This window comes from Streptomyces nymphaeiformis, assembly GCF_014203895.1.
In the GTDB taxonomy this organism is placed as follows: Bacteria; Actinomycetota; Actinomycetes; order Streptomycetales; family Streptomycetaceae; genus Streptomyces; species Streptomyces nymphaeiformis.
This window is the reverse complement of record NZ_JACHJY010000023.1, coordinates 22,992-34,418: the sequence shown is the minus strand read 5'-3', so window position 1 is coordinate 34,418 and position 11,427 is coordinate 22,992. Positions and strand designations below refer to the sequence as shown.

The window sequence follows — 11,427 nt, the reverse complement described above, 5'->3', positions numbered from 1 at the left end:
GGTTCGAGTCCGGTTCCGGGCACCAGCGGCGACAGGCCCTCCACCTGCAAGGATGGGGGTGCCTCGCCTCAAATTCACTGCCCCGTGGGAACGCGACGGGAACACAGGGTCTAGTGTCACGCCATGGCGAGCGTGCACCCGCGGAAGAGCCGCGATGGAGAGATCACCAGTTACCAGGTGAAGTGGCGAGACGCAAACCGCCGACCTGGTGACCCCCAGTGGGCGACGGAGAAGTTCGACGGCGACGACGAAGGCAAAGCCGCGGCTGACATCTTCAAGCAGGCCGTCGACGAGGCTGGCCAGCGGTGGCCTGCGGGATGGATCAAGGGGAAGGGGTACATCGTCCCCGAGGAGGCCGACGCCATCGACGATGCGCGGTACCGATTCCGCGCCTACGCCACCCGGACCATCGACCTGCGAACCGGCATCGAGGAGCACTACCGCAAGGCGTGCCACCGCGAGTTGGAGATGTACATCTTCCCGACCTTCGGCGAATGCGACGTCCGCAGCGTCAAACACTTTTCGAGTGACACCATCCGTGCATGGGTCCGTGTCTTGGAGCAGACCAAGGTGCGGAAGGGGCGTGGCCCCCGCAACAGGCCAATGTCCCCCAAGACCATCAGGAACCTCCACGGCCTCCTTAGCTCGATCCTCAACGAGGCTGTCCAGGCCGAGCCGCCGCTCCGTGCTCGCAACCCATGCGAGCGGACCAACCTGCCCCGCCGCGACGACGGCGGCGCTACTCCCGAGGACGAGGACATCGAGTTCCTCACCCCGCAAGAAGTGGCGGCCATCCGGGACCGGCTCACCATCCGCCAGGACCAGCTGATGGTGGAGGTCAAGTACGGGACAGGGCTGCGGTACAGCGAGCTCACGGCGCTTGCGCCGTACTGCCTCCTCGACTCCGACCCCGCTCGCATACGGCTCCAGGTCCATCGGGCATGGAAGAAGGACGGCGAGGGCGGCTACTACGTCGGCATGCCCAAGTCCAAGCGGGGGCGGCGCACCATCCGGGTCAGTACGTCCGTGATCGAGGCGCTGGACGAACTACGCAGGGTCGAGGGCCTCGACGACGACGGCCTGTTCTTCACGGGAGACCAGGGGCAGCGGCTCCACTACAGCACCTTCTATGACCGGTGGCAGCGTGCGATCCGCAAGGCGAAGAAGGACGGGATGCTCCCGGTCTACAAGCGCCCGACCCCGCACGACCTACGGCACTCGCACGCGGCCGCGCTCATCTCGGCCGGCCACTCGCTCACCTACGTACAGCGGCGCCTCGGGCACGAGTCGATCAAGACCACGTCGGATCTGTACGGGCACCTCCTGCCGGAAGCGGACGACGATGCCATGGAAACGATCGAGACGACGCTCCAGGGCGGCCGCCCCTCCCTCCGGGCTGTTGCCTCGGCCTAGGGGGCGTGATGCGCCGATGCCCCGGCAGCCGGGCCGTGGGGCACGGCCGTGACTGCCGGGGCATCGGGGGTGATGCTTCACCCCCACAGAAGCCACGTGGCGGCCGTGGCAGTAATGGCGCCGACGAAGGCGCCAACGATGATGCCGAGCTCGGGACGCCGCGGCCGTGCACGGTCCGCCGGCGCGGCCACGGGCTCTCCGAGGAGTCGTTCGATTCGGAGGCATGCGACCTCAGCGCGCAAGTCGTCGACCTGGCTCCGCAGAGACCTGAACGTGAAGGCCATGGCGACGACACCGAGGGCCAGTACTCCAAGCACTACTACACGGACTACGTCCGTCATTTCTCCCACCCATCCCGGCCGTCGGGGCCGGATCAAGGGGTTCCCCCGTTGCGCGTTCTCATGGTGCGCGTGGGCCGATATCAGAGCGCATCCGCCATGTGGGGTTGACGGACGAGTGACCAAGACGTGCCGGAGCCTTACCCCCAGCCGGGATCGTTCGCGGCGGTGGGCGTCGGCGTGGGGGTGGAGACGGTCGGCGCCGGCCCGCCCCATCCGGGGTCCTCCGCGTGGGCGGTGGCCCCGATACCGATCACGGCGGCAACCGAAACCAGCACGGCCGCCACGGTTCTGGTCACGCTCTGTCCCATAGGTCATCCCTCCGAGTGTCGATCACAAATAGAACATGCATCCGTACTCTTGACGTGACCCCTACGCTGACATGTGCATTAGGCGTATGCCAGGGGCTTTCCTGAGAAATTTGGGACACGTCTGAAAGTGGACAAGAACAGGCGGCGCGGTATGGAAATCGTTGAAGATCTTGCCCTCACTCCCGACGAGGAGCGCGTCTACCGCGACATCGCGGAGGGTCGACCGGTCGAGGCGTCTGCCTCCGTGACCCGGCTCGTTCAGCTCGGCCTCGTCCGCCAAATCGGCGACGAGCTTGTCGCCCTGGATCCCCGCGTCGTCGCGCAACAGCTCCTCGCGGAGCATCATGCGGCCCTGGCCCGCACTCTTGATCAGATGGGGCGGGTGTCGGCCCTCGAACGTCTGGCGCGGCACTATGACCCCGCACGTCTCTATGGCGGCCCCGCAAGCGAGTTCGTGCACAGCAAGGCGCTGATGAACGAACACATCAAGCACGTGCTTGCGACAGACGCGGAGGGCGGCCTCTACACCGTCCAGCCTGGCGTGCCGACTGAGCGAGACCCGGCCGTCCTGGAGGAGGGCCTCCGCAGAGCTCGCGCTCTCCTGGTGCGAGGCATCCCCGTACGGTCCCTGTACCCCTCTGCCGCCCTCGCGCACGCGCCGACGGCGAGGTACGTGGAGGTCGTGCTCGCGGAGGGCGGCGAGGTCCGTGTCGGTCAAGAGCTTCCGCCCCGCATGGTCATGGCGGGGACGAATCTCTTCGTGGACAACCATGTGCTGAGCAGCGAGGCCCATGCGGGCTGGCACATCAAAGACATCGCCTGCACTGCATTCGCTCTCGCTGTATTTCAGGGGTACTGGGACAGGGCCACCCCGTGGCAGGAGGCTCGGGCCGCCCTGGCGGACGCGGTCACGACGCCGCAACAGCGGATGATCCTGCGGGGGCTCGCCAAGGGAGATACTCAGGCGGTCGTCGCCGGCCAACTCGGCGTGAGCGGCCGGGAGGTGGGACGCGACCTTGAGGCGCTCCGGGATGATCTCGGCTTGCGTTCCACGAATCAGTTGATGGTGTGGTGGGCGACGAGCAGGGACCGGGACGTGCCCTAGCCGGAGCCGCCCGGATCGGGCGGCCCAGGGTGACGCGCGCCGTTCAAGATCAAAAAATGCCTGGCTAGCCGTGCATACAAATGATCAAGAAGCGACGAACGTTGCCCTGTGGTCCGCCCGAAATCAGCCCCGCCGCCCGACTGGGTCCTCGCCCGCCGGGCCGTATTCGGCGCACGGGTGCGGGACGCAAGGCTCTACGCCAACTTGACCCAGCAGGCCGTTTGCGAGCGGAGCGGGCTCGGGCGCGCGACAGTCCAAGAAATCGAGGCGGGACGAGCCGCGCCCACGGTCGACACAGTCCTGCTCCTGGCGGACGCGATAGGCATCCCGCCAGGCCAGCTGTTCGAGTAGCCCCGGCCGTGGATGGTCCGGCCGGGGCTCGTTACGCGGTTACAGGGCGGGCTGGCCGCTCCCCGGGCAGGTCTCCGTGCCGGTCCCGGCGCGCTGGTGCATCGTCGTCGGGGTGCCGGGCGAGCTGCCCACGCCGGCGCCGCAGACCGGGCAGTTCCCCTCGCACATGCCGGGGTCGAATCGCATGATCAGTTCCTCCTGTGTGTAGGTGGTGCTGACGGTGGTGCGATGTGCACTCCCCGGCCGTGACCGGGGAGGGTCTAGAGCTGGCGCGCGAAGATCCGCGAGCCGTCGTGGAAGTCGACAGTGATGCCACGCTGCGCGGCCCCCTCGGAGCTGGTGGACCACCGGCCAATGGCGGAGATCTCCGGGCACTCGGCGCCGGCGAGGACGGCCGCGAGCCACGCCTCGGGGGAGCCGGCGGTAGCCGGGTCGCCCATGGCCGGCGCAGGGGTGCCGGTCACCGGCTCGTCGGTGAAGCCTTCGTGCTTCGCTCCGTCCGGGAGCTGCCCCATGAACTGCCACCGGTTCTCGCCGCTCGACGTCGTGATGGCCAGGCCGAACGGCCGCTTGGTGTCGCCGGCCTCGGCGAGGGTCTGCACCCGGACGATGCCGGGCGCGTTCTTGGCGAGGTCGAGGACGTAGTCGGTGAATCGCTGGGGGCGCATTTGTGATCATTTCCTCTCGTGGCGGCCCGCCCATCCTATGGACCAGAGGGGACATCGAGGGCCGTCAGGTGGTGATGCCGGCGACGAGGACGGCGAGTATGCCGAGGACGATCAGGCAGTAGAGGGCTTGCCGCTGCCACTCGCTCACGGGGTGCCGAGGCAGCAGGGGCCCGCGTAGACCGGCACGTCCCGGAGCGGGACGCCGTAGTCACGCCTGACCCGGCCGACTTCCCGGGCCCCCTGATGGAGCGGGCGGTCGCAGAACACGCAGTTCCGCCCGGCGTGCTGCTCCCAGGTGAGGTTGGCGTACGGCGGGATCACCCACTCCTTGGTCGTTGTCACCGCTGCCCCGCCTCAGCGCGCGGGGCGAGGCTCCGCTGCTCGCGGCAAGGCGCGCAGGCGAGGCGGTGCTCATCGACCGGAACGGCGCTCTGCGACGGACCCTTGTGGAAGTCGCACCACTCGCGACGGCGGTGTCTCGGGCAGCCGCAGGGCGGGTACGCGGTCGTGGCCGAAGGCTCCGTGGCCGGCTGCACCTTATAGGCCGGAGCGACAGGCACGGTGGTGCCGTCGCTCCCCACCCGATAGACCTTGATCGTCAACACGAGGACACCCCCGACGTGGTCGTCTTCTGCCTGACCACGACGCTATGGGGGGTCTCGCGGAGTAGAGGGGAGGAATCCTCCCCCCCCCTTGTGTCAGGCTGCCAGGAGCCCCATCTCTACGGCGAGTTCGGCGGCCCGGCGGCGGCGGTGCGCAACCTTGGACTCCGTCTGTTCCAAGATGATCGACCGCGCGTAGCCGTTGTAGCGGATCGTCTCCGGGGCCGCGTGGTGGGCTTTCTCCAGGGTGGCGATGGCGACGTCGGGCTGACCGTCGAGCTGGTAGCCGCGGGCCTCCTCGATCCGATGGCGGGCCCGTCGGGGCCTGGAGGGGATGGTCGCCACATCCGCCTGGGCGGCCTGCCGTACCGATTCCGGTCCGTGGTGTAGCTCGACGGCGACTGTGACCGCGTGCGCGCCCATGATGGCCTGGGAGAACGACGTGATGGGGTGGTAGTAGGAGGCTGGCAGGCGCTCGGCCATCTCGCGGGCGGTGTCCCACCGGTGCCAGGCGGCGGCCGTTGATCCCCTACGGGCGGCGGTGTAGCCGGCCTCGAAGGTCAGGGCACCCGCGATGGCGAGGATGTCGTCCGTGGCGTCGGGCAGGAGCGGGGTCAGGTACTCCAGTGCCTGGTTGGTGATGCTGTCGGCCTGGTCGTAGTGGGAGGGGCCGGTGTCGCGGTGGGCCTGGGCGAGGAGCCAGGACGAGACACCGATCGCGTGCGGGTCGTCGGACTGCTCAGCGGCCACCATGCCGCGCTCCGCAACACGCCAGAGGAGCGACGGGTCGGGCTGGTACGCGAGGAAGAACTGCGCGAGCGAGTAGACCTCGGCGAGGACGGCCTGCGCCGCGCGCCACTCCGAGGGCTCCCCGGCGTGCTTGACGGAGAGCTGGGCGTCTCGGATCAGGTCTGGCAACAACGCACCGATCTTCTCTCGGTGGTTGGCGGCCTCGTGCCGAGCCTTCCAGGCAACAGCGAGCCTGGCGGCCAGGTGCTCCGCCCTCGGTGGTGCGCTTCCCGGCGTGCCGAGAGGGCGCGCCTCGATGGCGGCCCTGACAGCGGCCAGGCGTGGATGCCCGGGGCCAAGGAACAAGTCCACCTTGTACTCGCCGTGGCCAGTAAGGTCGGAGAGCTCGCGCACGCGCAGAGCCTCGGCGATCCGGTAGACCATCTCGATCCCGGGCGCCTGCATGCGGCCGGACTCGACGGACTTCACCCAGTCGGTCGACTTCCCAAGGAGCCCGGCGAGCACCTGGCGGGTCATGCCGCGGCGCTCACGGAGGATCTGCATTCTCTGCCCGAAAGCCGCCGGGTTGGCGTACGGGTCCGGGGTAGCATGAAGCGACACGGCCTTGCCCCTCTCTGAACGACTCGACACCGATCAGAGTAGGGGGCAAGGCCCTTGTCGTGTGCCCCAGAACAGACGAATGCGCCCCCTCTCGCGAGCGAGAGGGGGCGTCGTGGGCTACGGGGCCTTGTCGAGGTGGGCGGTGCGGGCGTCGACTCGGTCGACCGCGTCCCGGAGGCTGCTGCCTGAGTTGGGGTGGAGCTCGTGCTTGATGCCGGCGACTTCGTCCTCCAGGGAGCACAGCCGCTGCATGACTCCGGGGCGCGCCGAGACGCCCGGGCGCGCGTCGACGCCGAACCAGTCGTCGAGGAAGTCGCCGAGGCGGGTGAGGCCTCGGCGTAGGCCGCGGGCCCAGCGGTAGAGCAGGGCGAGCGCGCCGCCGAGCGCGGCGATCGCGGCGGCGATGGCGGCCGCGATATCGAGGCCGGGGATGCCGGTCACGGGCGGCGCCTCTCCACGTCCTGGGCGGCGCGCCGCAGGGCCTCGCCAACGTCGAGGCGCAGGGCCTCCTTGTCGAAGTGGACGCGAACCGGGACGGTGGCGGTCGGCTGCTCGTAGGCGGGCGGTCGGGCCCAGCCGAGGAAGAGGCCGGCGATGAGGCGGCCCGGCTCCCAGCCGATGCGGGAGGCGAGCTCTTCGGCCAGGCGGAGGAGGGTGTAGTAGGCGAGGGTGACGGCGGCGGTGATGCCGCCGGCGACCACGGTCGAGTCGGCCTCGATGCCGAGAGCGCCGGTGACGGTGAGGATCCATCCGGCCAGGAGCGGGACGACGGTGCGGAGGACGCTGGCGAGCAGGTTCATGGGGGCGCCTTTCAGTGGGAGGAGCGGGGGACCTTGAGGGCGGTCCAGGAGGAGGGGCCGGGGATGCCGTCGGCGTCGGAGCCGCGGAATCCGAGCTTGCGCTGCCACTTCGCGTAGCTGAGGCGGTCGGCCTCGGTCCACCGAGGCCCGGGCCCCGAGGTGTACGCCGAGCAGCCTTCGGCGACGAGGCGCCGGCCCATGGCGGTGATGACCGGTGAGCTCCGTCCCGCGCGGAAGAACGAGGCGCCGGGGAACGGCTCCAGGGCCGGCGGCTGCTTCGGCGGGGTGGGCGTCGGCTCGGCGGGCTTGGCAGGGTCCTTGTCGAGGCGGGCCTGCACGCGGCCGCGCATCGTCGGCATGGTGAAGCCGCGGGGGTCGTTCTTCCAGTCGGACCACTCCTTGTGGCCGATGACGGAGCGGGCGCCCCAGCCGTGCGCGCGGCACAGGGCCGCGGCCACGCGCTCGATCGCGAGCAGCTGCTCGGTGGGCCAGGGGTCGGTGCCGTCGCCGAGGTTGACGCACTCGAAGCCGTAGAAGCGGGAGTTGCCGTCGACGGCGCCCGGGCTGCCCTGGTGGACGCGGGGCGCCGGGGGCTGCTCGCCGTACGTCTCGGTGATGACGGCCTGGAGGACGGACGGGTCGCCGCCGCCGGCGTGGTTGGCCCGGCCGTTGCCGACGAGGTGCACGACGCCGTCCTTCGCGATGACGCCATGGCACAGCGGCCCGGGCAGGCCCTCGTACCCGTTGAAGCACATCCCCACCGAGGAGGTGGTGCCGGAGCTGACGGTGTGGTGGATCATCACGCCGACGACCGGTCCCCAGTCGCCGACGTGGTTGCGGTTGTGGGTGCGCCAGCCGGGGTGCTCGATGACGGTGACGCCTTCGGCGCGGAGCGCGGCGATCAGCCGGTCCGCGGACAGTGGTGCGGCCATGGGGGGCCTCCTGAGATATGGCAAAGCCCCGGGCCGGACGGCGCGGGGCGGGCGGGTACGGGCAAGGTCAGGGGGTGGGCGGCGCGGGGGGCGTCCACTTCACGGACTCGGTCTGGAGACGGACGACCTCGATGACCTTCTCGCCGCCGATCGGCGCGAGGAGGTCCTGTGCGAGCTGCTGGATGATCGCGTCCACGCCGGCGTTGTTGAAGACACCCGTGGGGTAGCTGGGGGTGCCGACCGAGACGTGCACCGATCCCCACTCGGGGTGCCACAGGTGGAGGTCGTAGGCGACGCCGGCGGGGTCGAAGTTGGGGTAGGCGGGCATGCGGAAACCTCCTGATCAGGTGGCGGAGATGCGGGTGATGCCGAGGGTGACGGTGGCCGTGATGGCGGTCGCGGCCTGGGTGTTGAGGTAGAGCTCGACGTAGCCGCCGGCAGTGAGGGTGACGGTGCCGCTGGCCGCGGCCTGCATGTTGCCGGCGCTGCCGCGCTGGCTGCCGACCCTCGTGCCGAGGGAGGGCGAGGCGCTGCCGTTGGCGCGGATCTCACCGCGGGCGTCGGAGGTGCCGAGGGCACCGGGCCAGGTGACGCCGCCATGGATCAGGTAGACGCCGGCGGACGGGGCGATCAGCCGGGTGGGTTGCGCGAGCGACCACATGGGCGCGTGGTTGCCGGACAGGGTGCTGGCCCACGCGACGGGCGTGTATGTGCTGGCGCCGGCCGGGACCGCGAAGGCTCCGGCGACGACCTGCACGTGCGGCTGGACCAGCCCGTTGATGATGTCGGGCGTGATGATCTGTCCGGACAGGACGATCGGGTCGGGCATGGTGCCTCCTCACAGGGCGTAGACGACGGGCCGGGCGATCTGGAGCGCGGTCCCGGCCACGTGGGACTTGACGACGCCGTTGACGGAGCGGGTGACGGTGAACGTCTGCGGCGAGGTGGCGCCGGTCAGGTTGGTGACGGTCATCCGCTCGCCGCCGACGACGATGTCGAACGGGCGGTCGCCGGCCGCTGTGGTCCACAGGGTGGTCCCCGTGGTGGTGACGGACAGGGACGTTGCGGTGGCGGTGATGGCGGAGGCCAGCTGGGAACCTGCAGTGGCCAGCCGGGAGTAGGCGGGGGCTCCCAGCTGCAGGACGTCGTAGGGGGCGCCCGGGGTGCAGGTGAACGTGATCCGCCACGTCTTCTCGGTGACGGTCTCCTTGTAGCCGCGGATGATCAGGTCGACGTCGTCGGGGCCGTAGTCGTCCGGCAGGCCGGTGAGCCGGATCTTGTCGCCGACGTCGGCCAGGTAGACGGCCCGGATCAGCGGCCACACACGGGGATTGCCGAGGTCGAGGGTGATCTGCGGATAGCGCAGGCCGTCGACAGTGCCCACGTGCAGGCGCCACGCGGCCTGTTGCAGGGCCTGCGCGTCGGCGGCGAGCGAGAGGGTGTGGGCGACGTCGTAGCGGCCGATACCGGCCGGGGGGTCCTGGACGGACAGGGGCCCGGTCAGCTGGACGGCGGACGCGAACGTGCCTCCCTCCCTGGTGACCGCGACGTCGTTCTCGCTGAGCTTCTCGTCGTCCAGCGGCCGGAACGGCTCGCTGATCACCCCGGTCGAGAAGTCCAGGGTGATCGCCGGGGGCTGGTTGTAAAGCGTCTGGCGGGGCCGGAAGGCGAGGGCACGGTCGTCGCGCTGCTCCAGGACGTACCCGCCGTCGGCACGGGCGAGGGAAGCGAGCGCGTCGAGGAACTTCTCCCGCTTCTGGACGCCGAGCGGGGTGGTGGCGGAGGCCGTGCCCATCAGGGCGGCCGGTACCCCCTGCTCCGTGCACAGGCGCAGGAAGCGGGCGCCGGCGGTCTCTCCCTGGAACCCGGTGAGGGCCCGGTAGAAGTCGGCCGCGGAGGGCGCCGAGGAGCCCCAGTAGGTGATGTAGCCGAGCGCCATGGACTTGAAGGATCCGGACAGGCCGGCCAGGACATCGACGTTCTGCAGCGGGACGGCGGCGGGCGTGTCCGCCCCGGCCACCGCGAGCACGCCGTCGAGGTACAGGCTCCAGCCGACGGAGCCGCCGCTCGACGCTGTCGTCAGCCGCACCACGTGCGGAACGTCGTTGAAGACGTTCGCGGGAGAGATCTCGCCTTGCAGGGTGGTGGCGCCGGCCGCGGTGAAGGTGAAGAGCTGGATCTTGTTGGTGGAGGGGTCGAGGGACACCGTCCATGTCCGGCCGGTGGCGCTGCCCTCGGTCACGCTGCAGGTGACGAGGGAGTCCAGCTGTGAGAAGGGCCAGTCCACCGACCAGCCGGTGGCCGCGGAAGCGTGCGCCGGGAGCGGGGCGATGATCCGGCCGCCGCCTGTGAGGTGGATGACCGGCTCGATCCAGTCGGCGAGCTCGCCGTCCGCCCACACGTAGGTGCTGCCCGGCAGGACGACGGCCGGCGCGGTGCCGACGAGCGGGGCGCCCGAGGTGGCTTGTGCTCCGTCGATCAGTGGCCAGCATTCGATCGGGCCCGCGGCGCGGAGGTAGCGCAGCAGCGCGGACTCGAGGGGCTTGGTGCCCGCGTCGAGGCGGCGGGTTATCCCGGCCGGGGTGATCGGCACGGTCCGGTCGGCGCCGGAGGCATCGCGTTGCGGCGTCCAGGCCGGGACCTCGCCCGCCATACGGACGTGCCGGTTGGCCAGGGCGGCGGCGCCGGCCTTCGTCCACACCAGGCCACCGGTGTCGGTGAACGAGGTGTCGCCGGCCTTCGCGGTGGAGAAGTCGACGTTGACCTTGCGGACGCCGGTGGCACCGTCCCACAGCTGGAAGGCGTAGATGCGGCCCTTCAGCCCGGTGCCGACCAGGCCGGTGTTCGTGCCGAGCTGCAGCCCGGCGGCCCCGTCGAACACCGTCGTGGTGCCGGTGCCGGCGGTGGCGGTGCCGAGTGGGTTCCACATGGTCGCGGTGATCGACGGCGCCCAGTAGAACGAGACGAGGTGGCCGCCGGCACCGGTGTTGACGTCCAGGACGACACGGAAGGCGATGCGCTGGCGGGGGATGGCGGGCAGCTGCACCCCGATGCCCGCGGTCTTCTGGCTGGCGAAGCTTCCGTCCGGGTACCAGGACAGCTGCAGCCCGTTGCCCACCTGCAGCGACCAGGAGCAGTTGTTGCCCGAGTTCAGGAACCGGGAGACCGCCTCCTGGGCGGTGGTGTAGGAGTCGAGCGCGACCTCGATGCGGATGTCGAGGTCGGTCACGCCGAGGACCGCGGCGTCGGGGGTGGTGAGCGCGGAGGAGGTGTCCCCGGGGAGCAGGAGGTAGGGGTAGCCCGCGTCGACGGAGTAGCGCATCGGCGTGTTCGGGCCGATCTTCCCGTACAGCGCGCTCATGGGGTTGCGCCGGGAGTAGTCGCCGTGCCGGTTGTTGAGCAGCATGTCGGCGGCCGAGGGATCCGCCCGCGTCCCCTCGGCCGACACTCCGCGCGACATCGTGACCCCGGCCGAGGCCCGCACGTCGGAGGTGCGGTTGTTGAACTGGCCGTTGTAGTACAGCTCGAACAGGTCCGGCGGCGGCAGAGCAACCATG

General features: G+C 70.3%; 13 protein-coding genes. 3 read left to right on the top strand and 10 right to left on the bottom strand.

Features of this window, described 5'->3' with window-relative positions:
* Positions 1-123: 123 nt before the first annotated feature.
* The 3 genes from GGE06_RS41630 to GGE06_RS44225 all read left to right on the top strand — a co-directional run bounded on the left by GGE06_RS41630 (position 124) and on the right by GGE06_RS44225 (position 3,518).
* The gene (locus tag GGE06_RS41630) at positions 124-1,413 is read left to right on the top strand and encodes a tyrosine-type recombinase/integrase (protein WP_184933293.1); all 1,290 of its coding nucleotides are present in this window, start codon (positions 124-126) and stop codon (positions 1,411-1,413) included.
* A gap of 776 nt (positions 1,414-2,189) precedes the next feature.
* Positions 2,190-3,167 carry a hypothetical protein gene (locus tag GGE06_RS41625; protein WP_184933292.1) on the top strand — a complete coding sequence of 326 codons (978 nt, stop codon included), beginning with the start codon at positions 2,190-2,192 and terminating at the stop codon, positions 3,165-3,167.
* Positions 3,168-3,275: 108 nt separating this feature from the next.
* The gene (locus GGE06_RS44225) at positions 3,276-3,518 is read left to right on the top strand and encodes a helix-turn-helix domain-containing protein (RefSeq protein WP_376773654.1); all 243 of its coding nucleotides are present in this window, start codon (positions 3,276-3,278) and stop codon (positions 3,516-3,518) included.
* Positions 3,519-3,557: 39 nt separating this feature from the next.
* Here GGE06_RS44225 and GGE06_RS41615 read toward each other — a convergent pair whose 3' ends face one another.
* The 10 genes from GGE06_RS41615 to GGE06_RS41570 form a co-directional block, all read right to left on the bottom strand.
* Complete coding sequence (locus GGE06_RS41615; RefSeq protein ID WP_184933290.1) at positions 3,558-3,704, bottom strand: hypothetical protein; 147 nt, start codon at positions 3,702-3,704, stop codon at positions 3,558-3,560.
* Between the two features lie 74 nt (positions 3,705-3,778).
* The gene (locus GGE06_RS41610) at positions 3,779-4,186 is read right to left on the bottom strand and encodes a hypothetical protein (protein WP_184933289.1); all 408 of its coding nucleotides are present in this window, start codon (positions 4,184-4,186) and stop codon (positions 3,779-3,781) included.
* A 144-nt stretch (positions 4,187-4,330) separates the two neighbouring features.
* Positions 4,331-4,528: a hypothetical protein gene (locus GGE06_RS41605; RefSeq protein ID WP_184933288.1), complete on the bottom strand. Its 198-nt coding sequence runs from the start codon at positions 4,526-4,528 to the stop codon at positions 4,331-4,333.
* Between the two features lie 356 nt (positions 4,529-4,884).
* Complete coding sequence (locus tag GGE06_RS41600; RefSeq protein ID WP_312883493.1) at positions 4,885-6,138, bottom strand: helix-turn-helix domain-containing protein; 1,254 nt, start codon at positions 6,136-6,138, stop codon at positions 4,885-4,887.
* A gap of 117 nt (positions 6,139-6,255) precedes the next feature.
* On the bottom strand, positions 6,256-6,579 hold the full coding sequence (locus GGE06_RS41595; RefSeq protein WP_184933287.1) for a hypothetical protein: 324 nt from the start codon (positions 6,577-6,579) through the stop codon (positions 6,256-6,258).
* Positions 6,576-6,938: a hypothetical protein gene (locus GGE06_RS41590; protein WP_184933286.1), complete on the bottom strand. Its 363-nt coding sequence runs from the start codon at positions 6,936-6,938 to the stop codon at positions 6,576-6,578. The genes GGE06_RS41595 and GGE06_RS41590 overlap by 4 nt, the downstream gene beginning before the upstream one ends.
* 11 nt (positions 6,939-6,949) lie before the next feature.
* The gene (locus tag GGE06_RS41585; RefSeq protein WP_184933285.1) at positions 6,950-7,870 is read right to left on the bottom strand and encodes a peptidoglycan-binding protein; all 921 of its coding nucleotides are present in this window, start codon (positions 7,868-7,870) and stop codon (positions 6,950-6,952) included.
* Positions 7,871-7,937: 67 nt separating this feature from the next.
* A complete protein-coding gene (locus GGE06_RS41580) occupies positions 7,938-8,198 on the bottom strand; it encodes a hypothetical protein (RefSeq protein ID WP_184933284.1) in 261 nt (86 codons plus the stop codon).
* Between the two features lie 15 nt (positions 8,199-8,213).
* Positions 8,214-8,699, bottom strand: a complete 486-nt coding sequence (locus GGE06_RS41575; RefSeq protein ID WP_184933283.1) for a hypothetical protein — start codon at positions 8,697-8,699, stop codon at positions 8,214-8,216.
* Positions 8,700-8,708: 9 nt separating this feature from the next.
* The gene (locus tag GGE06_RS41570) at positions 8,709-11,426 is read right to left on the bottom strand and encodes a hypothetical protein (RefSeq protein ID WP_184933282.1); all 2,718 of its coding nucleotides are present in this window, start codon (positions 11,424-11,426) and stop codon (positions 8,709-8,711) included.
* Between the last annotated feature and the right edge of the window lies 1 nt (position 11,427).

Excerpts from the sequence above, each read along its gene's own strand:
- GGE06_RS41630 (WP_184933293.1), top strand. The coding sequence starts at position 124 with ATGGCGAGCGTGCACCCGCGGAAGAGCCGCGATGGAGAGATCACCAGT.
- GGE06_RS41615 (WP_184933290.1), bottom strand. The coding sequence starts at position 3,704 with ATGCGATTCGACCCCGGCATGTGCGAGGGGAACTGCCCGGTCTGCGGC.
- GGE06_RS41610 (WP_184933289.1), bottom strand. The coding sequence starts at position 4,186 with ATGCGCCCCCAGCGATTCACCGACTACGTCCTCGACCTCGCCAAGAAC.
- GGE06_RS41590 (WP_184933286.1), bottom strand. The coding sequence starts at position 6,938 with ATGAACCTGCTCGCCAGCGTCCTCCGCACCGTCGTCCCGCTCCTGGCC.
- GGE06_RS41585 (WP_184933285.1), bottom strand. The coding sequence starts at position 7,870 with ATGGCCGCACCACTGTCCGCGGACCGGCTGATCGCCGCGCTCCGCGCC.
- GGE06_RS41580 (WP_184933284.1), bottom strand. The coding sequence starts at position 8,198 with ATGCCCGCCTACCCCAACTTCGACCCCGCCGGCGTCGCCTACGACCTC.
- GGE06_RS41575 (WP_184933283.1), bottom strand. The coding sequence starts at position 8,699 with ATGCCCGACCCGATCGTCCTGTCCGGACAGATCATCACGCCCGACATC.
- GGE06_RS41570 (WP_184933282.1), bottom strand. The coding sequence starts at position 11,426 with ATGGTTGCTCTGCCGCCGCCGGACCTGTTCGAGCTGTACTACAACGGC.